The following is a 22090-nucleotide window of genomic DNA, read 5'->3' on the forward strand; positions in this document are numbered from 1 at the left end:
GATCGGTCATGGGGAGTCGCGCATCGGCAGGGCACGGTCGCACAGCGGTCGCATACGGACGCCTTGTGGGCATGGAGTGGTCATAGGTGGCTGGTGTGCGGCGCGAGGGGCTGTCTCGGAACGGTCGGTCGGCGGTCTCGGAGTGCGTCACAACGCCGCCCGGATAGCCCCCTCGATCTCCGGGAAGGCGAACCGGAACCCCGACTCCAGCAGTCGCGTCGGCAGGGCCCGGGCGCTGCCGAGCACATCCCCGGCCATCTCGCCGAGCACGGCCTGCAGGACGGGCGCGGGCACCGCGAACAGCGTCGGGCGGTGCAGCACGCGCCCCATCGCCGCCGTGATCTCACGGTTCCTCAGCGGGTTCGGGGCGGTGAGGTTGAACGGCCCGGACAGGCCGTCGGTGTCCATGAGATGCCGGATCGCGGCGACCTCGTCGTGCAGCGCGACGAACGACCAGTACTGCCGCCCGTCGCCCATCCGCCCGCCGAGGCCGGCCCGGAACAGCGGGAAGAGCCGCCCCCACGCACCGCCCTCGCGGGACACGACCAGCCCGGTCCGGGTGAACACCGTGCGGACACCGGCCTCCTGGGCGGGGGCTGTCGCGGCCTCCCACTCCACGCACAGCTCGGGCAGGAAGCCCTCGCCCGCCGGCGCGCTCTCGTCGACGGTCCGGTCCCCGGTCTCGCCGTAATAGCCCATGGCGCTGCCGTTCACGAAGACCCGCGGCCGGTCCTTCTCGTCCAGCGAGGCGACCGCGCGGGCGAGCGCCGCCGTGCCGTTCACCCTGCTGTCGCGGATCCGCTGCTTGTAGGCGTCGGTCCAGCGGCGGTCGCCGACCCCCGCACCGGCCAGGTTCACCACCGCTTCGCATCCGGCGAGCCCGGCCGCGTCCACACGCCCGCCCTCGGGATCCCAGCGGACCTCGTCCGCGGCCCGGGGCGCATGGCGCACCAGGCGCACCACCTCGTGCCCGTCCGCGGCCAGGGACCGCACCAGGGCGCCGCCGATGAGACCGGACGCACCGGCCACTGCGATTCGTGAGCGTTCCATGGGCCCCATCCTGCCTGCCGGCGCGATAAATCCGGCGTACGGCCACAAGCCATCGCCGTAGGGTGACGCCATGCCCGAGTCCCGCGATCTCCGTATACGCGTCGCCATGCCCGATGACGGCGAAGGGCTGGCCCTGCTGGACCGGCTCGCGTGGTCGCACCTGCACGCCGTGGTGCCCGAGCCGCAGCCGCCGTACCCGCCGTTCTTCAGCGAGCGGCACGCCCCCGAGGACTGCCTGGTCGCCGAAGCCGGTGACCGCCTGGCGGGCTACCTCCACCTCGGCTTCCCGACGCCGGTCGACTCGAACCGGCACGTCCGGCAGATCCAGGGCCTCGTCGTCTCGGAGGAGGCGCGCGGCCGGGGCGTCGGGCGGGCACTCGTCCGGGCCGCCGTGGACGAAGCACGCCGGCGCGGGGCCCGCCGCCTCACCCTGCGCGTCCTCGGTTACAACACCCCGGCGCGCAAGCTCTATGAGGCCGAGGGATTCGTGGTGGAGGGAGTCCTGCCCGAGGAGTTCCGGCTCGACGGACAGTACGTGGACGACGTACTGATGGGACGTTTCCTCTGAGCGGGTACCAGGACGCCTACGACGCGGCCAGCTCGCCCGTGTCCACCGGCGCCGTCGCGTTCGCCGCGCGCTCGGCGTCGGAGGAGACCTCGGCCGCCGTCAGCACGTAGCCCGTCTCGGCGTCCGAGGTGGAGCGGGCGAAGACCACGCCGAAGACCCGGCCGTCCGTGGTGAGGAGCGGGCCGCCGGAGTTGCCGGGGCGGACCGTGGAGCGGATCGAGTAGATCTCGCGGGTGACGGTGTCGTCGTTGTAGATGTTCTGGCCCGTCGCCCGGACCCGGTTCGCGACCGTCGCCGCCTGGAGGTTCAGGTCGCCGTCCTGCGGATAGCCCGCGACGACCGCCGAGTCGCCGCGCTCGGCGTTGTCGTCGAACCGCAGCACGGGCGCCTTGAGCCCCGGCACGTACAGCACGGCCACGTCCTTCTGCGGGTCGAAGAGCACCACCCGCGCCTCGTACGTCCGCCCGACCCCGCCGATCTGCACGGTCGGCTCGTCGATGCCCGCCACCACGTGGGCGTTGGTCATCACGTGCTCCCGCGCGTACACGAACCCGCTGCCCTCGCGGCCCTGGGTGCCCGCGACGCCCTCGACCTTGACGGTGCTCAGCTTGGCGGCGTTCGTGGCGGCCGCCGTGACGCTGTCGCCGGAGGGTGCGGCGACCTCGGCGGTCGACTCGTTCTCGAAGGGGTTGAAGACCTGCGGGAAGCCCGCCTCGGTCAGCGCCGACGTGGCCCGCGAGAACCAGGCGGGGGTGGTGTCCGGCATGGTCTCCTGCACCGCGCCGAGCAGCCGCGAGTCCCGGATCGCCGAGGTGACCAGCGGCGAGGAGGACGCGCCCAGGACGCTCGCGGCCACCCACGCCACGATCAGGACCGCGACCGAGTTGGCCACGGCCCCGCCGATCCCGTCCGCCACTCGGAGCGGCCCCCGGTCCAGCTCCCGCCGCAGCCTGAGCGCGAGACGCCCCGCCAGCTCGTGGCCCACCACCGCCGGGAGCAGCACCGTGAACACCGCCGTCACCGTCGCGCGGGTCGTGCCCGGCGGCACCAGGTCCATCACCCACGGCAGGATCCACACGCCGACGACCGCACCGCCCACGAAGCCCGCCAGCGACACACAGCCGGCCACCAGCCCGCGCCGGTAGCCGGACGCCGCATAGGCCAGGACCACCAGCAACAGCAGGATGTCGAGCAGGTCCACGCAACGCCGCCTTTCTGTCGGAACCCTTTAATACGCGGGGGGAGGGCCCGGTGATCAGTCACACGCGCGTGGATGATCAGAACCGGCCACGCGCCCGTGCACTCGGAAAAACGTCGCGGACCGTGACGATGGTTCCACCGGGTGGCACATCACACATCGCGGACGGACCGGATCAGGCCGACAGTGGGTCCATGCGTGTCTTCCGAAGACGGCGGGGCACGCGCCGGCACCGCGCCGCCGGGACACCCGGCACAGCCGGTATGCCGCGCGCGGCCCGGGTGCTGCTCGGCTGTCTGCCGGGCGTCGCCGCCGTCGCGGCGCTGGTGCTGTGCGCCCACGGCGTCGAGAACGCCGCCGAGACCAGCGCCCGCCCGGCCACGCACCGCCCCGCCGCCACGCCCTACGCCGCACCGCGCCCGCACATCGTGCCGAGATCGCAGTGGCTGGGCGACGCCGCCCGCAAGCAGCCCGGCCCGCGCTACGACGACCGGGTCGCCGCCGTCTTCGTCCACCACACCGACTCGCCCAACGGCTACGACTGCGCCGACGCGCCCCGCATCCTCAGGGACCTGTACACCGGCCAGACCGGCACCCGCGACTGGGACGACATCGGCTACAACTTCGTCGTCGACCGCTGCGGCACCGTCTACGAGGGCCGCGCCGGCGGCGTCGAGCGGGCCGTCACCGGCGCCCATACCCAGGGCTTCAACCACCGCACCACCGGCATCGCCGCCCTCGGCACCTTCACCGCGGGCATGCCCGTACCCCGGGCGATGATCCACGCCATCGCCGCGCTGTCCGCCTGGAAGCTGGGCCTGACCGGCACCGACCCGCGGGCGAGCGTCCGCCTGGTCTCCAGCAACGGCCTGAGCCGGTACGCGGCGGGCACCACCGCCGAGCTGCCCGCCCTCGCCGGCCACAACGACGGCTACATGACCAGCTGCCCGGGCGCCGCCCTGCACGCCAGGCTGCCGGAGATCAGGCAGCTGGCCGCCCGGTTGCAGGGCCGGCCGGCGGGTCCACAGGAGGGCCACAGCCGGCGCGCAGCGTCCTCCGATCCCGGCGCCCTACCGTCGTCCCCACAGCGGGCCGACCGGAGGTGGGGATCATGAACAGCAGCCGTACGGAGGACCCGGCGCGCACCCGGCCGGGCGGCCCCTGGGCGGTCCTGTGCGCGGTCGCGACCGTCGTCCTGGGCCCGGCCGCGGCCACCGCGTCCGCCCTCGACCAGGCCAACGCCGCCCCGCTGCACCAGGCGGGGACGGGCGACCAGACGCACGCGCTCCCCTCCGACACGAGGCGCCGCCCCATCGCCTGATTCAGCCCCTGAAGCGCTCCCACAGCCGGGGATAGCGCTCGGCGAGCAGGTCCTCGTTCTCGAAGTCCAGCGGGGTGCCCTCCGGTTCCGGGGGCGCGGGCGGGATCGCCAGGTCGGGGGCGACCGTACCGGTGAGCTGCTCGTAGGCCTCGTCCGCCGCGTAGCCGAGCTCCTCGCCGTCGCCGTCGATCTCCTCGTCGAAGTCGCCCAGCAGATCGGCGAGCGAGTCCGGGTCGTGCACGGCGCCCTCGAAGACATGGCGGCCTTGGCCGATCAGCCAGCACCGGAAGAAGTCGAAGGCGTCGTCGCTCGCCCCGTCGAGCAGCACCCAGGCGGCGCCCCACAGGTCCCAGCGGTAGGCGCGGTTGTAGCGGGACTCGAAGTGCCGGGCGAAGTCCAGGACCGAGTCCGGGTCCTTCTGCGTGAGCCGCTCCACGAGCAGGTCGGCCTGCTCCTCCGGGTCGCCCTCGGCGGCCTCCCGGGTGTCGTCCACCAGCTCCCAGAACTCCGTCTCGTCCATCACGGGTCCAGCATCGGCCCTGGGGCACAGGGGCGCACCCGGAGTGCGCGGGATCGTTATACGCCGTCCCGGGGGTGGTACAGCCCGGCCAGCCGCAGCGCGTCCCCTGCGAACCGCTCGCGCAGGCTCTCCGGCGCCAGTACCTCCACCTCCGGGCCCAGTGCCGTCAGCTGGGTGTGGGCGACGTCCTCGGACTCCACCGGAAGGGCCACCGTCACCCAGCCGTCGTCGTCCGGGGCGTCCGCGTCCGCCAGGGCCTCACGGGCGGACAGCGAGTCGAGGGCGTGCGGCAGTCTGCGTACACCGTCCGGGGACAGCCGCACCACGATCCGCGCCCGCAGGATGGACCGCGCGAACTGCTCCGCCCGCTCCTCCCAGAAGGCCGGCAGATCGAACTCCGGCTCCCGCTCGAAGCGCTCCTCGCCCGGGTCCACCGCAGTGAACCGGTCGATCCGGTACACCCGGAAGGAGCCGCCCCCGGCCACCCGTGCGCACAGGTACCAGACGCCCGCCTTCAGCACGAGCCCGTACGGCTCCAGCTCCCGGACGACCTCGTCCTCCCCGCGCCGGTAGCGCGCGGTGATCCGCCGGTCGTCCCACACCGCGTCGGCGACCGCCGGCAGCAGCACGGGCGTCTCCGGCTCCCTGAACCAGTTCGGCGCGTCCAGGTGGAACCGCTGCGCCGCCGTCCTCGACGCGTCCCGCAGGGAGGGCAGCAGAGCCGCGGACACCTTCAGCCGGGCCGCCGAGGCGGCGTCCTCCAACCCCATCTCGCGCAGCGCCCCCGGCACCCCGGACAGGAACAGCGCCTCGGCCTCGCTGCGGTGCAGCCCGGTCAGCCGCGTACGGTACCCGCCGACCAGCCGGTACCCACCGACCCGGCCCCGGTCCGCGTACACCGGCACACCCGCCTCCGACAGCGCCTGGGCGTCCCGGGTGACCGTCCGCTCCGACACCTCCAGCTCACGGGCGAGCTCGGCGGCCGTCATGGAGGGCCGGGACTGGAGCAGCAGCACCATCTTGATGAGCCGGGCAGCGCGCATGGACCACATCATGCAGGAGGAGGCCCCCGCCGCAGCGGGAGCCTCCTGCACACAAGCCCTTACAGGCCGTACTTCGCGCGCGCTTCCTTCACGGCCGTCGCCTTGACCTCGCCGCGCCCCGCGAGCTGTGCCAGGGCCGCGACGACGATCGACTCGGCGTCGACGCCGAAGTGGCGGCGGGCCGCCTCACGGGTGTCCGAGAGGCCGAAGCCGTCGGCGCCCAGCGAGGACCAGTCCTGCTCGACCCACTGCGCGATCTGGTCCGGGACCTGGCGCATGTAGTCGGAGACCGCCAGCACCGGGCCCTCGGCACCCTGGAGCGCCTGCCGGACGAACGGCATCCGCTCCTCGCCGCGCAGCAGCGCCTCGTCCGCCTCCAGGGCATCCCGGCGCAGCTCGCTCCACGAGGTCGCCGACCACACGTCGGCCGCCACGCCCCACTCCTCGGCGAGCAGCGCTTGCGCCTTCAGCGCCCAGTGGATCGCCGTACCGGAGCCGAGCAGCTGGATCCGCGGGGCGTTGGCCGGGGGCGTGATGCCCGCCGACTCCGCCGTGTTGAAGCGGTACAGGCCCTTGACGATGCCCTCGTCGATGCCGTCCACGGACGGCTTCGCGGGCTGCGGCAGCGGCTCGTTGTAGACGGTCAGGTAGTAGAAGACGTTCTGGTCCTCACCCGGGGCCGCCTCGCCGTACATCCGGCGCAGACCGTCCTTGACGATGACCGCGACCTCGTACGCGAACGCCGGGTCGTATGTCAGCGCCGCCGGGTTCGTCGCGGCGATGACGGGGGAGTGGCCGTCGGCGTGCTGGAGGCCCTCACCGGTCAGCGTCGTGCGGCCCGCCGTGGCGCCGACGAGGAAGCCGCGGCCGAGCTGGTCGCCGAGCTGCCACATCTGGTCGGCCGTGCGCTGCCAGCCGAACATCGAGTAGAAGATGTAGAACGGGATCATCGTCTCGCCGTGCGTCGCGTACGACGTCGAGGCGGCGATGAAGTCGGCCATCGAACCGGCCTCGGTGATCCCCTCGTTGAGGATCTGGCCGTTCTTGGCCTCCTTGTAGTACATCAGCTGGTCGCGGTCGACCGGCTCGTACGTCTGGCCCTTGGGCGAGTAGATGCCCAGGGACGGGAAGAGGCTCTCCATACCGAAGGTGCGCGCCTCGTCCGGGACGATCGGCACCCAGCGCTTGCCGGTCTCCTTGTCGCGGACCAGGTCCTTGACCAGGCGGACGAACGCCATCGTCGTCGCCACGTTCTGCGAACCCGAGCCCTTGTCGAAGGACGCGAACGCCTTCTCCGCCGGGGCGGGCAGCGGCGCGGCCGGGTGGACGCGGCGGGCCGGGGCCGGACCGCCGAGGGCGGCACGCCGCTCCTGGAGGTAGCGGACCTCGGGGGAGTCGGCGCCCGGGTGGCCGTAGGGGACCACGCCGTCGACGAAGTCGCTGTCCTTGATCGGCAGGCCGAGCAGGTCGCGCATGTTCTTGAACTCGTCCACCGTCAGCTTCTTCATCTGGTGGTTGGCGTTCTTCGACGCGAAGCCCTCGCCGAGGGTGTGGCCCTTGACCGTCTGGGCCAGGATCACCGTCGGTGCGCCCTTGTGCTCGACGGCCGCCTTGTACGCGGCGTACACCTTGCGGGACTCGTGACCACCGCGCGAGAAGTGGAAACACTCGAGGATCTTGTCGTCGCTCAGCAGCTTCGCCAGCTCCGCCAGCGCCGGGTCGGCGCCGAAGAAGTCCTGGCGGATGTAGGCCGCGTCGCGGGTCTGGTACGTCTGGATCTGCGCGTCCGGTACCTGGCGCAGACGGCGTACCAGCGCGCCCGTGGTGTCGAGCTGGAACAGCTCGTCCCAGGCCGTGCCCCACAGCGTCTTGACGACGTTCCAGCCGGCGCCTCGGAACTGGGCCTCCAACTCCTGCACGATCTTGAAGTTGGCGCGGACCGGGCCGTCGAGGCGCTGCAGGTTGCAGTTGATGACGAAGGTGAGGTTGTCCAGCTCCTCACGGGCCGCCAGCGCGAGTGCCGCCGTCGACTCGGGCTCGTCCATCTCGCCGTCGCCGAGGAACGCCCACACGTGCGAGGCGGAGGTGTCCTTGATGCCGCGGTTGGTGAGGTAGCGGTTGAAGCGCGCCTGGTAGATGGCGGAGAGCGGGCCCAGACCCATGGAGACGGTCGGGAACTCCCACAGCCAGGGCAGGCGGCGCGGGTGCGGGTAGGAGGGCAGGCCGTTGCCGCCCGCCTCGCGGCGGAAGTTGTCGAGCTGCTCCTCGGTCAGACGGCCGTCGAGGAACGCGCGGGCGTAGATGCCGGGGGAGGCGTGGCCCTGGATGTAGAGCTGGTCGCCGGAGCCGTCGGCCTCTTTGCCTTTGAAGAAGTGGTTGAAGCCGGTCTCGTAGAGCCAGGCCGCGGAGGCGAAGGTGGCGATGTGGCCGCCGACGCCGTACTTGCTGCCCCGGGTGACCATCGCGGCCGCGTTCCAGCGGTTCCACGCGGTGATCCGCTGCTCCATCGCCTCGTCACCGGGCACGGCCGGCTCGGCGGCGGTGGGGATGGAGTTGACGTAGTCGGTCTCCAGGAGCTTCGGCAGCGCGATGCCGGCGCCCTCGGCACGCTCCAGCGTGCGCCGCATCAGGTACGCGGCACGGTGCGGCCCGGCCGCCTCGGTCACCGCGTCCAGGGAGGCCTGCCATTCGGCGGTCTCCTCCGGGTCCCGGTCCGGGAGCTGGTCGAGCTCGCTCGGCTGGATGGCGTTGGGGTCGGTCATGTCGCCGCCTTCCTCAGTCGAAGGGGGTTCCCTCACGTAAGGGGATCGGGGGTGCCCTTTGTCTTTGGCAGGACAGGGCTGGAGCTTGGGTGGCAAGCCCGTCGGCGACTGTAACTCGCTGATCGATGATCGATCAAAGGGTTGAGGGGCAAAACCTCTTGATCACGAGAAAGTAGGCACGGGGTGCCTCCGGCTGTGGCACGCGGTGACGGCGTTGCTGAGGGTTTTCGCAGGTGGGAGGCGTTTGAGCGGGGGTGTGCTCGGGTGTCACGCCCGGGGCGCGCAGCCCAGGACGTGCGCCTTCACGAGCTCGGCGATCCGGGGGTCGCGGCGCTTGAAGGCGGCGACCAGCTCCTCGTGCTCCTCGGCGTACGACTGCTGCCGGGTGCCCAGCCAGCGGATCGACAGGGCCGTGAACACCTCGATGCCGAGGCCTTCCCAGGTGTGCAGCAGGACCGAGTTGCCCGCCGCGCGGACCAGTTCGCGGTGGAACGCGACGGTGTGGCGGACCTGGGCCGTGCCGTCGGAGATGCGGTCGGCCTCGTAGAGGGCGCTGACGTGCGGTTCCAGGGCCGAGCAGTCCTCGGCGAGGCCCTGGGCCGCCAGTTCCGCGGCGATGGCCTCCAGGCCGGCCCGCACCGGGTAGCTCTCCTCCAGGTCGGCGGCCGTCAGGTTCCTGACGCGGACGCCCTTGTTCGGGGCGGACTCGATCAGGCGCAGGGACTCCAGTTCGCGCAGGGCCTCACGGACGGGGGTCTGGCTGACCTCCAGTTCGGTGGCGATGCGGCGCTCGACGATCCGCTCGCCCGGCTGCCAGCGTCCGCTGATGATCCCCTCCAGGATGTGCTCGCGGATCTGCTCGCGCAGCGAGTGGATGACGGGCGCGGTCATGTGGGCTCCTTAGGCGGGATTGACGTTTAGACAATACGGCCGGTTCGCTCCGCGGGTGGGGTGGGTGACGGCGCTTTGGTGCAGGTGAGACGAGGCTTACACGGGGTGTTCGCCCAGCAAAGTGCCCCCGCCCGGAGATGTCCGAGCGGGGGCACCGTGCAGCCGTACCGGCGATGGAGGTCAGAGGCCGAGCTCGACCTCGAACTCGCCCGCCTCCAGGATGGCCTTGACCGCCGTCAGGTAACGGGCCGCGTCGGCGCCGTCCACCAGGCGGTGGTCGTAGGACAGGGTCAGGTACGTCATGTCGCGGACGCCGATGACCGGGCCGTCCTCCGTCTCGATGACGGCGGGGCGCTTGACCGTGGCGCCGATGCCGAGGATGGCGACCTGGCCCGGGGGCACGATGATCGTGTCGAAGAGCGCGCCGCGCGACCCGGTGTTGCTGATGGTGAAGGTCGCGCCGGACAGCTCGTCCGGGGTGATCTTGTTGGCGCGGACCTTGCCCGCGAGCTCCGCCGTGGCCTTGGCGATACCGGCGAGGTTGAGGTCACCGGCGTTCTTGATGACCGGGGTCATCAGGCCCTTCTCGGAGTCCACCGCGATACCGATGTTCTCGGTGTCGAAGTAGGTGATGGTCCCCTCGGCCTCGTTGATCTTGGCGTTGATCGGCGCGTGCGCCTTCAGCGCCTGGGCCGCGGCCTTGACGAAGAACGGCATCGGGGAGAGCTTGACGCCCTCACGGGCCGCGAACGCGTCCTTGGCACGGCCACGCAGCTTCATCAGCCGGGTGACGTCGACCTCGACGACCGAGGACAGCTGGGCCTGCTCGTGCAGGGCCTTGACCATGTTGTCGCCGATGACCTTGCGGATCCGCGGCATCTTGATGGTCTGGCCGCGCAGCGGGGACGCCTCCAGCGTGGGGGCCTTCTTCGCGGCGGCCGGAGCGGCGGCGGCCGGAGCCGGGGCAGCGGCGGCGGCCTTGGCGGCCTCGGCGGCGGCCATGACGTCCTGCTTGCGGATACGGCCGCCGACGCCGGTGCCCTTGACGGTGGACAGGTCGACGCCGTTCTCGGCGGCGAGCTTGCGCACCAGCGGGGTGACGTAGGCACCGTCGTCGGCCGGCTTGGCGGCGGCCGGAGCGGCCGGGGCCTGGGCCGGAGCCGGGGCGGGAGCAGGAGCGGCCGGGGCCGGCTCGGGAGCCGGGGTGACCTGCTGCTGCGGAGCTGGGGCCGACGGAGCCTGCGGAGCCGGGGCGGGCTGCGCCGGAGCCGGAGCCGGAGCCGGGGTGGGCTCGGGCTGGGCCGGGGCGGCCGGGGCCTCCTGCGCCGGGGCGGCGGCCGGAGCGGCACCCGCCACGCCGATGACGGCGAGCTTGGCGCCGACCTCGGCGGTCTCGTCCTCGCCGACCACGATCTCCAGCAGCGTGCCCGAGGTGGGCGCCGGGATCTCGGTGTCGACCTTGTCGGTGGAGACCTCGAGCAGCGGCTCGTCGGCCTCGACGCTGTCACCGACCGACTTCAGCCAGCGGGTGACGGTGCCCTCGGTGACGGACTCGCCCAGGGCGGGCAGGACGACGTCCGTGCCCTCGGCGGAGCCGCCGCCGGCAGCGGCGTCGGCGGTGGGAGCGGGCGCCGGGGCGGCCTGCTCGGTGGACGGGGCGGCCGGGGCCGGCTCGGGGGCGGGCTCGGCGACCTGCTCGGCCTGCGGGGCCGGGGCGGCGGCGGGCGCGCCGCTGCCGTCGTCGATCAGGGCCAGCTCGGCGCCGACCTCGACCGTCTCGTCCTCGGCGACCTTGATGGAGGACAGCACGCCGGACGCGGGGGAGGGGATCTCGGTGTCGACCTTGTCGGTGGAGACCTCGAGCAGCGGCTCGTCGGCCTCGACGCGCTCACCCTCGGCCTTCAGCCAGCGGGTGACAGTGCCCTCGGTGACGCTCTCGCCGAGCGCCGGAAGGGTTACGGAAACCGCCATGGTTTCGGTTGCTCCTTACGGAAAGTGCGGAAGTCTGTGTCGTCGCGTTCGTCGACCGAGGGGTCAGTCGTGCGCGTGGAGGGGCTTGCCGGCCAGGGCCAGGTGGGCCTCGCCGAGCGCCTCGTTCTGCGTCGGGTGGGCGTGGATGAGCTGCGCGACCTCGGCGGGCAGCGCCTCCCAGTTGTAGATCAGCTGGGCTTCGCCGACCTGCTCGCCCATGCGGTCGCCGACCATGTGGACGCCGACGACGGCACCGTCCTTGACCTGGACGAGCTTGATCTCGCCCGCGGTGTTCAGGATCTTGCTCCTGCCGTTGCCCGCGAGGTTGTACTTCAGAGCGACGACCTTGTCCGCGCCGTAGATCTCCTTGGCCTTGGCCTCGGTGATGCCGACGGAGGCGACCTCCGGGTGGCAGTACGTCACCCGCGGGACACCGTCGTAGTCGATCGGAACGGTCTTCAGACCGGCCAGACGCTCCGCCACCAGGATGCCCTCGGCGAAGCCGACGTGCGCGAGCTGGAGGGTCGGGACGAGGTCACCGACGGCGGAGATGGTCGGGACGTTGGTGCGCATGTACTCGTCGACCAGGACGTAGCCGCGGTCCATCGCGACGCCCTGCTCCTCGTAGCCCAGGCCCTGGGAGACCGGGCCGCGGCCGATGGCGACGAGCAGGACCTCGGCCTCGAACTCCTTGCCGTCGGCGAGGGTGACCTTGACGCCGTCCTGCGTGTACTCGGCCTTCTCGAAGAAGGTGCCCAGGTTGAACTTGATGCCGCGCTTGCGGAAGGCGCGCTCGAGAAGCTTGGAGGAGTTCTCGTCCTCGACCGGGACGAGGTGCTTCAGGCCCTCGACGATGGTGACGTCGGTGCCGAAGGACTTCCACGCGGAGGCGAACTCGACGCCGATGACACCGCCGCCGAGGATGATCGCGGACTTCGGCACGCGGTCCAGGACGAGGGCGTGGTCCGAGGAGATGATCCGGTCGCCGTCGATCTCCAGGCCGGGCAGCGACTTCGGCACGGAGCCGGTCGCCAGCAACACGTGGCGGCCCTGCACGCGCCGGCCGTTCACGTCCACGGAGGTGGGGGAGGAGAGACGGCCCTCACCCTCGATGTAGGTCACCTTGCGGGAGGCGACGAGCCCCTGGAGCCCCTTGTACAGGCCGGCGACGACGCCGTCCTTGTACTTGTGGACGCCGGCGATGTCGATGCCCTCGAGGGTGGCCTTCACACCGAACTGCTCGCTCTCGCGGGCCTGGTCGGCGATCTCACCCGCGTGCAGCAGGGCCTTGGTGGGGATGCATCCCCGGTGCAGGCAGGTGCCGCCGACCTTGTCCTTCTCGATCAGGGCGACGTCCAGGCCCAGCTGCGCCCCGCGCAGGGCCGCGGCGTAACCACCGCTGCCACCGCCGAGGATCACTAGGTCGAAAACGGTGCTGGCGTCGTTCGCCACGTCACGTCCTCCATGCATGTGCGCCGTACGCCGGTCTTCACTGACCGGCAGGCGGCTGGTGTCCGGCCGCTCGTTCTTCGGCCCTTCGGTGGGGCCCTGTCCTGCCGAGCCCCATCTTCGCACTTGTCAGCACAGAAGGAGACGCCGGGCTGCTGTGTGAGACGCCCCACGTTCAGATGAGAGGCCCAAGGGGCGCGGGGAGCTGCGCGACCAGCCCCCCGCGACCCGTACCGAGAACTCAGCCCAGGTCGCCCGAAGCCGTCAGCTCCGCCAGCCGCACCAGCGTCCGCACACCGCTGCCCGTGCCGCCCTTCGGCGTGTAACCGAACGGCCCGCCCTCGTTGAAGGCCGGCCCGGCGATGTCGAGGTGTGCCCAGGTGATCCCCTCGCCCACGAACTCGCGCAGGAACAGCCCGGCGACCAGCCCGCCGCCCATCCGCTCGCCCATGTTCGCGATGTCGGCCGTGGGGGAGTCCATCCCCTTGCGCAGGTGTTCCGGCAGCGGCATCGGCCACGCCGGCTCCCCGACCTCCTGCGCCGCCTCGTACAGCGCCGTGCGGAAGGAGTCGTCGTTGCCCATGATCCCGAACGTCCGGTTCCCCAGCGCCAGCACCATCGCCCCGGTCAGCGTCGCGACGTCCACGATCGCGTCCGGCTTCTCCTGGGACGCCGCCCACAGGGCGTCGGCCAGCACCAGGCGGCCCTCCGCGTCGGTGTTGAGCACCTCCACGGTCTTGCCGCTGTACATCCGCAGCACGTCACCCGGACGGGTCGCGGACCCGGAGGGCATGTTCTCGGCCAGCGCCAGCCAGCCGGTGACGTTGACCTCCAGCCCCAGCCGGGCGGCCGCCACGACCGCGGCGAACACCGCGGCCGCGCCGCTCATGTCGCACTTCATCGTCTCGTTGTGGCCGGCCGGCTTCAGCGAGATGCCGCCCGAGTCGTACGTGATGCCCTTGCCGACGAACGCGAGGTGCTTCTTCGCCTTGGAGGAGGTGTACGACAGCTTCACCAGGCGCGGGCCCGCCGCCGAGCCGGCCCCGACGCCGAGGATGCCGCCGTAGCCGCCCTTCTCCAGGGCCTTCACGTCGAGCACCTGCACCTTGATGCCGTGCTCCTTGGCCGCCGCCTGGGCGATCGCGGCGAACGACTCGGGGTTCAGGTCGTTCGGCGGGGTGTTGACCAGGTCGCGGGCGCGGTTGAGCTCCTCGGACACGGCGACGGCACGCTCGACGGCGGCCTTGTAGGCCTTGTCGCGGGGCTTGCCGCCGAGCAGGGCGACCTCGGCGAGGGGGGCCTTGCCGTTCTTCGCCTTGGGGTCCTTGCCGTTGTCCTTGTAGGCGTCGAAGGAGTACGCGCCGAGCAGTGCGCCCTCCCCGATCGCGCCGGCGTCGGCGGCGTCCGTCAGGGGCAGGGCGAAGGCGGCCTTCTTGGACCCGGTCAGGGCGCGGGCGGCGATGCCGGCGGCCTTGCGCAGGGCCTCGGTGTCGTAGCCGGCGTCCTTCTCGGGCACCGCGCCCAGGCCCACCGCCAGCACGAGCGGTGCCTTGAAGCCGGACGGCGCCGGCAGCTTCGTCACCTCGCCCTCGGCACCGGAGGCGCCGAGAGTCTCCAGAACGCCGGCGAGCCTGCCGTCGTACGCCTTGTCCACGGCCTCGGCGCCCGGTGCGACGACCGGCCCCTTGGCACCCTTGGCGACACCGATCACGATGGCGTCGGCCCGCAGACCGGGCGCCGCGGCGGTGCTGAGAGTGAGAGCAGTCACGGTGGTGAAATCTCGCTTCCGATGTGAAGTTTCTGGGGTCGAACGGTGTGGGTCGACCGGGCCCGACAGCCGACCCTATTCCGACCTCAGGGTTCCGGTGTCACGGGGCCTTCCCCGGTGCGGCGAACACTCGACGACGAGACTACGCGCGTGGCCGTGTTCGCTCATTCCTGCGGGCGTTCACCTGACGGTGGCGTAGTGGCCATTTCTTGATCCTCCATGTCGGTGAACTGAGTCACACTCATCGTGATCCGGTGAGCGCCCTGCTCGCCGCTTTGCATGATTTCCACGGATCCTCCTCTGTTCGACCGCAAGGGGATCTCTGGGATCTTCTGGGGGAGGAACCATGGCGCAGCGTGCGCGCAGATGGAGAAGCACGGCCGCCGCGGTGACGGTGACCGGCATGATCACGGCCGGGGCGGTGGCGCCCGGGGCGGCGGCCGCGGAGGAACCCCGCATCGATCTGAAGGTGCTGGTGGTGGACAACGGCGACAGCCCCGTCCGGGCCGTGACCGCCCAGCTGAGGAGCACGGGCGTCCCGTACACGACCGTCGACCTGAACGACGCCGGCCGCCCGAAGATCACCGAGTCGTTCCTGAGCGACACGGTCAACGGCAGCCCCCGCGCCAAGTACCAGGGCGTCGTCCTGCCGAACGAGTCCCCGTTCGGCGCGGGCTCCGCCGAGCAGACCGCCCTGGAGACGTACGAGCGGACGTACGGCATCCCGCAGGTCGACGCCTACACCTGGGCGCACCCCGAGGTCGGCCTCGACTACACCAGCGAGGGTGGCTGGGCGGGCACTCTTGACGGGCGCGAGGCATCCGTCACCGCGGCCGGGAAGGCGGGCTGGTTCGGCTACCTCGACGGCGCGTTCCGGTTCGAGGACAACTCGGGTGCCGTCCAGGAGAGTTACGGCTACGTGGCCCGGCCCCGCGCCGGCTTCACCAGCTACGTCGACATCCCCGTGCCCGGCGGCACCGGCCGCGGCAGTCTCGTCGGCGAGTACGCCCACGACGGCCGTCGCGAACTCGTCGTGACCTTCGCCTACAACGGCAACCAGCAGCAGTTCCGGCTGCTGGCCCGGGGCATCGTCGAATGGCTCACCCGGGGCGTGCACCTCGGGCAGACCCGCAACTCCTTCGCCGTGCACATCGACGACGTGTTCGCCCCGGACAGCCGGTGGGACACCGAGCGCAACTGCACCCCGGGCGACTTCGACTGCGCGGGCGGCGACGGCGAGGGCACCACGCCGATCCGCATGACCGCGGACGACGCCGCCCACGCCGCCCAGTGGCAGCGCGAGCACGGCTTCACCATGGACATGGTCTACAACGCGGGCTCGGGCGAGGAGTGGAAGACCGAGCACGGCGGCACCGACGCCCTGGCCGACCGGCTGCTCGCCGACAAGGCCCAGTACCGCTGGGTCAACCACACCTACACACACCCCTTCCTGGGCTGCGTGCAGGACACCTCCACCGTGCCGTGGAGCTGCGCGAAGAACACCGACGGCTCGACCAAGTACATGAGCCGCGCCGAGATCGCCGCGCAGATCCGCGACAACCACGCCTGGGCGGTGAACAAGGGCCTTCCAGTCGATCGCACGGAACTGGTCACCGGTGAGCACTCGGGCCTGAAGACGCTGCCCCAGCAGCCCGCCGACAACCCGAACCTGGCCAGCGCCCTCGCCGACACCGGCGTCAAGTGGGTCGCCTCGGACAACTCCCGCGAGCCTGAGCAGCGCGCGATCGGCAACGCCCTCACCGTCCCGCGCCACCCGATGAACGTGTACTACAACGTGGGCACGGCGGCCGAGATGGCCGACGAGTACAACTGGGTCTACACCTCGCGGGCCGACGGCGGGAGCGGTGTCTGCGAGGACAACCCCTCCTCGACCTGCCTCGACGAACCGCTCGACCCCGCCACCGGGTACGCCGAGCACATCGTCCCGCAGGAGGCGCGCACCGCCCTCGGACACGTCCTCGCCGGCGACCCCCGGCCGCACTACGCGCACCAGTCCAACCTGGCGGAGGACCGGCTGCTCTACCCGGTCATGGAGAAGGTGCTGGACGACTACCGGGCGCTGTTCGCCGACAACACCCCACTGGAGAACCCCCGGCACAGCGCCATCGGCACCGAGGTGCAGCGCCGCGCCGCCTGGCAGACCGCCCTGGCCGACGGCCGTGTCACGGCGTACCTCATCGGCAACACGGTCACCGTCACGGCACCGTCCGGAACGCAGATCCCGGTGACCGCGCCCGACGGCACCCAGAAGCAACTCCTGCTGGGCACGGCCGCGTTCGGCACCCCGTACGCAGGAGCCCGCTCGGCCTGGACGACCCCGGCAGCACTCCAGTCGGCTCTGACACTGAAGTTGCCCTAGAGCTTTTAGGGGCGCGGGGAACTGCGCGACCAGCCCACAAGAAGCCGCACTCGGCATCCGGGCATGCAGTTCCCCGCACATCATCCGCACCACAGGGGGAATCACCGCATGAGGCGAACAGGCCGTCATGTCACCATGCTCACGGAGGGCACCTACCCGCACGTCCACGGCGGCGTCAGCACCTGGTGCGACCAGCTCGTCAAGGGCATGCCCGAGGTCGACTTCCACCTCGTCTCGCTCACCGGCAACGGCCGCGAACCCATCACCTGGGAACTGCCGCCCAACGTCTACGCGCACACCTCGGTCCCCACCTGGGGCCCGCGCCCCGGCCGCGCCAGACCCCCGTACGGCAGGGCCCGCCGCCGCTTCACCGAGACCTACGAGCGCTTTCTGCTCTCCTTCCTCGACCCCGGCTCGCACGCCGACTTCGGCGAGTCCCTGACCGAGCTGGCCGAACTCGCCCGCGACGGACGCCTGCCGGCCGCGCTGCGCACCGAGTCGGCGCTGCGGTCGCTGATGTGGATATGGACCATGCCGCATCTGCCGACGGCCGCCGCCCGCCCCACCGTGCACGACGCGCTGACCGCGACCGACCTGCTGGAACACGCCCTGCGCCCGCTCGGCGTCCGTATCCCCGAGGACTCCGTCGCGCACGCCGTCAGCAGCGGCCTCGCGACCCTGCCCGCGCTCGCCGCCCGCCACCTGGACGGCGTGCCGTTCCTCCTCACCGAGCACGGCATCTACCTGCGCGAGCGCTACCTCGGCTACCGCCAGGGCGCCCAGCGCTGGCCCGTGAAGGCCTTCATGCTGGGCTTCTACCGCGAGCTCAACTCCCACGGCTACCGCGCCGCCGACCTGATCACGCCGTGCAACCAGTACAACCGCCGGTGGGAGGAGCGCGGCGGCGCCGACGCCGACAAGATCCGCACGGTCTACAACGGCGTCGACCCGGCCGCCTTCCCGCACGCCGGCCCCGAGCCCGAGGTCCCGACCCTCTCCTGGTGCGGCCGGATCGACCCCATCAAGGACCTGGAGACCCTGATCCGCGCCTACGCGATGGTGCGCGCCGAGATCCCGGCGACCCGGCTGAGGCTCTTCGGCCCGGTCCCGCCCGGCGGCGAGGCCTACCGCACCCGCCTGGAGAAGCTCGCCGCCGAACTGGGCGTCACCGACGGCCTGACCTTCGAGGGCCGCATCAGCGAGGTCTGGCGGGCCTACGCGGCCGGGCACCTCGTCATGCTGTCGTCGATCTCCGAGGGCTTCCCGTTCTCCATCATCGAGGCCATGTCCTGCGGCCGTACGACGGTGTCCACGGACGTCGGGGGAGTGCGCGAGGCCGTCGGCGACACCGGTCTGGTCGTGCCGCCGCGCGAGCCGGAGAAGATGGCCGCCGCCGCGCTGACCCTGCTCAAGGACGACGGGCGACGCATCGAGCTGGGGGAGTTGTCGCGCCAGCGGGTCATCGACCGGTTCACGCTGCGCCGCTCGGTGGACGCCTTCCGCACCATCTACAAGGAACTCGCGGGCGAGGACGAGGTGTACGAGCCGACGCTGGAGACCGTGGCCGACTGGACCCTGGAACTGCGCGATCCCTGGTACGCGGCCGTCGCGACGGACGGGGCCGGCTGGTGAGCGGAAGCGTCTGGCTGCCCCCGGGCTCCCGCCCGGACACCCTCCCGGGAATCCCCCGGCAGCGCACCCCCAGCTGGGCCCAGCCCGACCCGGTCGACGAACTCGCCGTCCGCCTGGAGGACTTCATAGCCGCGGCCGTCCACCCGGACGAGATAGCCGCCCTGCTGGAGTCCGACGGCCTCTCCGACGACCAGATACGCCAGCGGTACGGCGTGAAGAACTCCTTCGCCCTCGCCGAGACCCTCTACGAACGGGTCGAGCGCCGCCACCCCGAGCCCGACGGCCCGGTCCACGACCCCTGGCGGATCGGCCTGCTGGGCTGCCTGCTGCGCGGTGTCGTCTTCGCCCTGCCCGGCCTCGCCTACGTCCTCGGCGCACCCCTGTTCACGGGCCCCGGCGACCTCGGCCTCCCCGCGGGCACGGTCCCGCTCCTGGCCGGGGCACTGTGCGGCTGGACGTGGAACCAGGGGCTCGCCCACCGGGCGTACGCCTGGCTGGGCCTGGGCGACCGGATGGCCGCCCGGCGAGCCCTGCTGCTCGGCGCCCCGGCCGGTGCGCTGCTCGGTTCACTGGTCGCGCTGGCGTTCGCGGGCGGGGCCACCCGGACCGTGGTCGCCTTCGCCGCCGGGCAGTCCTGCTACCTGGCGGCGGCGACCGTCCTGCTGGTGATGGGCCGCGAACGGTTCCTGCTGGCCGCGCTCGCACCGATGGCGACGGGCGCGGTCCTGTCCCTGGTCGGCCCGCTGCCCGAGGCCGCGAGCCTGGCCCTGCTGCTGGGCTCCCTGGTGGCGGTCGCGGCGCTCGGGCTGCGGGAGGTGGCGCCCGCCCTGAAGGACGAGACCGGCTGGACCGCGGGACTCGTCGCCCTGCTCCCCTTCGGCGCGTTCGGCACCGCCCCCGCACACCTCCGCCCCGCCGGCCCCCGGCTCACGGGCTCCCTGCCGTACGCCCTGTTCGGACTCGGCACCGGCGTCCTCGTGCTGTACGCGGCGCTCGGCGACGCCCTCGCCGGCGAGGAGCACAGCGCGGTCGCCGCGCCCGCCGCCGTGGCGCTCACCCTCAGCATGGGCCCCGCCGAGTGGTTGCTGTACCGCTTCCGCAGCGACAGCCTCGCCGGGCTGCGCTCCAGCGGCACGGCCCGGGACTTCCGGCGGACCACGGCCCTGACGGTCGTCCAGTGCCTGGCCGCCTATCTCGCCGCGCTGCTCGCGCTGAGCCTCGCCGTCTCCGCCCTGTGGCCCCAGTCCCCGGTCCCGGGCGGCGTCCGGCTGGCCGGGCTGCTCCTGCTGGGCGTGGTCCTGTGGACGGGCCTGCTGCTCCAGTCGTTCGGCGCGGTGACCGGCGCGACGGCGGTGTGCTGCGCCGCCGCCCTCGCCCAGACCGTGCTCCTCGCCACCCGCACCGGCGATCCGCACCTGGCCGGTGCGGCCGTCTGCGGCACGGCGGCCGTCGTCCAGGCCGTCCTGGTGTGCGCCCTGCTGGGGAGGGCAACCGCCCACCGATGAGCACTCTCCTGGTCCCGTACTACGAGCACCCGTCCGCCCGCCCCGCCGAATGGGACGCGATCGTCGCGGCCGCGCCCCGCCTCTACGGGGTCGTCCTCAACCCGGCCAGCGGCCCCGGCGACCGCCCCGACGAGGCCTTCGCCGAGGTCGCCGCCCGGCTGAAGACGGCGGGTGTCCGGGTGCTGGGGTACGCCGACACCGACTACGGCCGCCGCGCCGCCACGGACGTCGTCCGCGACCTCACCCGGCACCGCGACTGGTACGGCACCGACGGCGCCTTCCTCGACCAGGTCCCGTCCGGGCCCGAGCAGTTCGAGCACTACCAGCGGCTGGCCGTGGCCGCCTGGGGCGTCGGCTGCGGCACCCTCGTCCTCAACCACGGCACGGCACCGCACCCCTGCTACGCCCGCATCGCCGACGTCCTCGTCACCTTCGAGGGCACCTGGGCGGCCTACCGCGCCCTGCCTCCCCAGCCCCGGCCCGGCGACAGCGGGGTACGGCTGTGCCACCTGGTGTACGGCGTGCCGCCCGGCGCCGACCCCGAGCGCCTGGCGCGGGAGCGGGGCGCGGCGGTGCACTGCGCGGTGCCCGGAAGCGGAGATCATCCTTGGGGCACACTGCCGTACACCCTGCACAACCCGGAGAACGCCCCGTGAGACGCCCCCTGCTCGTCGCCCTGCTCGTCCTGCTCCTCGCGGGATGCACCCAGGGCCCCGACGACAAGCCCGGTCCCCGCTGGCAGCCCCGCCCCGGCACGGCCTGGCAGTGGCAGCTCAGCGGCCGGCTGGACACCTCCGTCGACGTGCCGGTCTACGACATCGACGGCTTCGACCACTCCGAGGCCACCGTCGCCCGGCTGCACCGCGAGGACCGCAAGGTCATCTGCTATCTGTCCACCGGCGCCTGGGAGGAGTTCCGCCCGGACGCGAAGAAGTTCCCGAAGCGGGTGCTCGGCCGGGGCAACGGCTGGGAGGGCGAACGCTGGCTCGACATCCGCCGCACCGACGTCCTGGAGCCGCTCATGGCGGCCCGCATGGACATGTGCCGCGACAAGGGCTTCGACGCGGTGGAGCCCGACAACATGGACGGCTACCGCAACGACACGGGCTTCCCGCTGACCGCCGCCGACCAGCTCCGCTACAACCGCCTCATCGCCCGCCTGGCCCACGACCGGGGTCTGGCCGTCGGCCTGAAGAACGACCTGGACCAGATCCCGGAGCTGGTCGGGGACTTCGACTTCGCGGTCAACGAACAGTGCGCCCAGTACGACGAGTGCGGGGCCCTGAAGCCGTTCGTGGAGGCGGGCAAGGCCGTCTTCCACGTCGAGTACGAGGTGCCCACCGGCCGCTTCTGCGCCGAGTCCCGCCGTCTGAAACTGAGTTCGCTGCTCAAGAAGTACGAACTAGGGGCGTGGCGACAGGCGTGCTGAGCCAGAGCCCCGTGACCGCCGTACCCGCCACCCGATCGGCGAGGGACCGGCCGCTGGGGGACAGGACCGGCAGCGCGTTCAGCAGGAACAGCACCACCGCGACCGCCCACACCAGCACCGACAGCACGACCTGACCCTCGACCAGCAGCACACAGGCCACCGCGTACACGGCGACGTCCGTTGCGGTGGTGACGGCGGCCCGCCGCGCCGCCCGGCGCGGCAGCCGCGGCGTGACCTTCAGCCCGACCAGGCCCTTGCCGACCGTCCGCCCGGCCAGGGCCAGACACGCCCACTGGTAGAGGAACACCGCCAGCACCAGCAGCCCGAAGGCCTGCTCGACGTACAGCACCGACTTGTCCCACAGCGTCAGCCCCAGGTCCTGGGAGGCGTCGAGCACGTCGCCGCGCGAGGTCAGCAGGTCCAGGCCGCTACGGGTGGCGAGTTCGGGCACGTCGGTGACGAGCGCCGAGATCCGGTGGAAGGTGAGCACGGCGAGCGCCGAGGCCAGCGCCACCACCAGTGCGAAGTCGACGGCCCAGGCCACGGCACGGCGCAGCTTCGGCATGAACGTCCCCCGATCACTTGTGTGTTCCGGGGCAGGAA

19 protein-coding genes are annotated in these 22090 nt (G+C 72.1%); 8 read left to right on the forward strand and 11 right to left on the reverse strand.

Features of this window, described 5'->3' with window-relative positions:
- Positions 1-147: 147 nt before the first annotated feature.
- Positions 148-1050 carry a TIGR01777 family oxidoreductase gene (locus MQE23_RS32070; protein ID WP_243380942.1) on the reverse strand — a complete coding sequence of 301 codons (903 nt, stop codon included), beginning with the start codon at positions 1048-1050 and terminating at the stop codon, positions 148-150.
- Between the two features lie 70 nt (positions 1051-1120).
- On the opposite strand from MQE23_RS32070, the gene MQE23_RS32075 reads away from it, so the two are divergent.
- Positions 1121-1618 carry a GNAT family N-acetyltransferase gene (locus tag MQE23_RS32075; RefSeq protein WP_243380943.1) on the forward strand — a complete coding sequence of 166 codons (498 nt, stop codon included), beginning with the start codon at positions 1121-1123 and terminating at the stop codon, positions 1616-1618.
- A 16-nt stretch (positions 1619-1634) separates the two neighbouring features.
- Here the strand turns inward: MQE23_RS32075 and MQE23_RS32080 are convergent, their stop codons facing one another.
- Positions 1635-2819, reverse strand: a complete 1185-nt coding sequence (locus tag MQE23_RS32080; protein ID WP_020274419.1) for a MarP family serine protease — start codon at positions 2817-2819, stop codon at positions 1635-1637.
- Between the two features lie 260 nt (positions 2820-3079).
- Between MQE23_RS32080 and MQE23_RS32085 the strand changes: the two genes are divergently transcribed.
- The gene (locus MQE23_RS32085) at positions 3080-3931 is read left to right on the forward strand and encodes a peptidoglycan recognition protein (protein ID WP_243382832.1); all 852 of its coding nucleotides are present in this window, start codon (positions 3080-3082) and stop codon (positions 3929-3931) included.
- Positions 3928-4137: a hypothetical protein gene (locus tag MQE23_RS32090; RefSeq protein ID WP_243380944.1), complete on the forward strand. Its 210-nt coding sequence runs from the start codon at positions 3928-3930 to the stop codon at positions 4135-4137. Before MQE23_RS32085 ends, MQE23_RS32090 begins: the two co-directional genes overlap by 4 nt.
- Before the next feature lies 1 nt (position 4138).
- Here the strand turns inward: MQE23_RS32090 and MQE23_RS32095 are convergent, their stop codons facing one another.
- From MQE23_RS32095 to MQE23_RS43545, 8 genes are all read right to left on the reverse strand, one after another.
- Positions 4139-4657, reverse strand: a complete 519-nt coding sequence (locus tag MQE23_RS32095) for a DUF4240 domain-containing protein (RefSeq protein WP_037666590.1) — start codon at positions 4655-4657, stop codon at positions 4139-4141.
- A gap of 56 nt (positions 4658-4713) precedes the next feature.
- On the reverse strand, positions 4714-5700 hold the full coding sequence (locus MQE23_RS32100) for a YafY family protein (protein WP_243380945.1): 987 nt from the start codon (positions 5698-5700) through the stop codon (positions 4714-4716).
- A gap of 59 nt (positions 5701-5759) precedes the next feature.
- Positions 5760-8462 carry a pyruvate dehydrogenase (acetyl-transferring), homodimeric type gene (gene aceE, locus MQE23_RS32105; protein WP_243380946.1) on the reverse strand — a complete coding sequence of 901 codons (2703 nt, stop codon included), beginning with the start codon at positions 8460-8462 and terminating at the stop codon, positions 5760-5762.
- A gap of 267 nt (positions 8463-8729) precedes the next feature.
- Entirely contained in the window at positions 8730-9353 is a 624-nt protein-coding gene (locus MQE23_RS32110) for a GntR family transcriptional regulator (protein WP_020274416.1), read from the reverse strand.
- 180 nt (positions 9354-9533) lie between these two features.
- Entirely contained in the window at positions 9534-11324 is a 1791-nt protein-coding gene (gene sucB, locus MQE23_RS32115; protein ID WP_243380947.1) for a 2-oxoglutarate dehydrogenase, E2 component, dihydrolipoamide succinyltransferase, read from the reverse strand.
- 63 nt (positions 11325-11387) lie between these two features.
- On the reverse strand, positions 11388-12776 hold the full coding sequence (gene lpdA, locus MQE23_RS32120; RefSeq protein WP_020276914.1) for a dihydrolipoyl dehydrogenase: 1389 nt from the start codon (positions 12774-12776) through the stop codon (positions 11388-11390).
- A gap of 238 nt (positions 12777-13014) precedes the next feature.
- The gene (locus tag MQE23_RS32125) at positions 13015-14541 is read right to left on the reverse strand and encodes a leucyl aminopeptidase (RefSeq protein WP_243380948.1); all 1527 of its coding nucleotides are present in this window, start codon (positions 14539-14541) and stop codon (positions 13015-13017) included.
- Positions 14542-14705: 164 nt separating this feature from the next.
- Complete coding sequence (locus MQE23_RS43545; protein WP_020276916.1) at positions 14706-14831, reverse strand: hypothetical protein; 126 nt, start codon at positions 14829-14831, stop codon at positions 14706-14708.
- 56 nt (positions 14832-14887) lie between these two features.
- Here MQE23_RS43545 and MQE23_RS32130 point away from each other — a divergent pair, with 56 nt between their 5' ends.
- The 5 genes from MQE23_RS32130 to MQE23_RS32150 all read left to right on the forward strand — a co-directional run bounded on the left by MQE23_RS32130 (position 14888) and on the right by MQE23_RS32150 (position 21487).
- Entirely contained in the window at positions 14888-16921 is a 2034-nt protein-coding gene (locus MQE23_RS32130) for a hypothetical protein (protein WP_243380949.1), read from the forward strand.
- Between the two features lie 108 nt (positions 16922-17029).
- Positions 17030-18553, forward strand: coding sequence for a GT4 family glycosyltransferase PelF (gene pelF, locus MQE23_RS32135; RefSeq protein ID WP_037673536.1), 1524 nt, complete (start codon positions 17030-17032; stop codon positions 18551-18553).
- Positions 18550-20058 (forward strand): hypothetical protein, encoded by a 1509-nt coding sequence (locus MQE23_RS32140; RefSeq protein WP_243380950.1) that lies wholly within the window; start codon positions 18550-18552, stop codon positions 20056-20058. Before pelF ends, MQE23_RS32140 begins: the two co-directional genes overlap by 4 nt.
- Entirely contained in the window at positions 20055-20714 is a 660-nt protein-coding gene (locus MQE23_RS32145) for a spherulation-specific family 4 protein (RefSeq protein WP_037673539.1), read from the forward strand. Before MQE23_RS32140 ends, MQE23_RS32145 begins: the two co-directional genes overlap by 4 nt.
- Positions 20711-21487, forward strand: coding sequence for an endo alpha-1,4 polygalactosaminidase (locus MQE23_RS32150; protein ID WP_020276922.1), 777 nt, complete (start codon positions 20711-20713; stop codon positions 21485-21487). The genes MQE23_RS32145 and MQE23_RS32150 overlap by 4 nt, the downstream gene beginning before the upstream one ends.
- On the opposite strand, the gene MQE23_RS32155 is transcribed toward MQE23_RS32150, so the two are convergent.
- Complete coding sequence (locus tag MQE23_RS32155; protein WP_020276923.1) at positions 21447-22052, reverse strand: RDD family protein; 606 nt, start codon at positions 22050-22052, stop codon at positions 21447-21449. The genes MQE23_RS32150 and MQE23_RS32155 overlap by 41 nt on opposite strands.
- Positions 22053-22090: the final 38 nt, after the last annotated feature.

Origin of the sequence: Streptomyces sp. HP-A2021 (assembly GCF_022807935.1) — a bacterium.
GTDB lineage: Bacteria > Actinomycetota > Actinomycetes > Streptomycetales > Streptomycetaceae > Streptomyces > Streptomyces afghaniensis.

Excerpts from the sequence above, each read along its gene's own strand:
- MQE23_RS32155 (WP_020276923.1), bottom strand. The coding sequence starts at position 22,052 with ATGCCGAAGCTGCGCCGTGCCGTGGCCTGGGCCGTCGACTTCGCACTG.
- MQE23_RS32090 (WP_243380944.1), top strand. The coding sequence starts at position 3,928 with ATGAACAGCAGCCGTACGGAGGACCCGGCGCGCACCCGGCCGGGCGGC.
- MQE23_RS32085 (WP_243382832.1), top strand. The coding sequence starts at position 3,080 with ATGCCGCGCGCGGCCCGGGTGCTGCTCGGCTGTCTGCCGGGCGTCGCC.
- MQE23_RS32075 (WP_243380943.1), top strand. The coding sequence starts at position 1,121 with ATGCCCGAGTCCCGCGATCTCCGTATACGCGTCGCCATGCCCGATGAC.
- MQE23_RS32070 (WP_243380942.1), bottom strand. The coding sequence starts at position 1,050 with ATGGAACGCTCACGAATCGCAGTGGCCGGTGCGTCCGGTCTCATCGGC.
- aceE (WP_243380946.1), bottom strand. The coding sequence starts at position 8,462 with ATGACCGACCCCAACGCCATCCAGCCGAGCGAGCTCGACCAGCTCCCG.
- sucB (WP_243380947.1), bottom strand. The coding sequence starts at position 11,324 with ATGGCGGTTTCCGTAACCCTTCCGGCGCTCGGCGAGAGCGTCACCGAG.
- pelF (WP_037673536.1), top strand. The coding sequence starts at position 17,030 with ATGAGGCGAACAGGCCGTCATGTCACCATGCTCACGGAGGGCACCTAC.
- MQE23_RS32095 (WP_037666590.1), bottom strand. The coding sequence starts at position 4,657 with ATGGACGAGACGGAGTTCTGGGAGCTGGTGGACGACACCCGGGAGGCC.
- MQE23_RS32130 (WP_243380949.1), top strand. The coding sequence starts at position 14,888 with ATGGCGCAGCGTGCGCGCAGATGGAGAAGCACGGCCGCCGCGGTGACG.
- MQE23_RS32145 (WP_037673539.1), top strand. The coding sequence starts at position 20,055 with ATGAGCACTCTCCTGGTCCCGTACTACGAGCACCCGTCCGCCCGCCCC.
- MQE23_RS32110 (WP_020274416.1), bottom strand. The coding sequence starts at position 9,353 with ATGACCGCGCCCGTCATCCACTCGCTGCGCGAGCAGATCCGCGAGCAC.
- MQE23_RS32100 (WP_243380945.1), bottom strand. The coding sequence starts at position 5,700 with ATGCGCGCTGCCCGGCTCATCAAGATGGTGCTGCTGCTCCAGTCCCGG.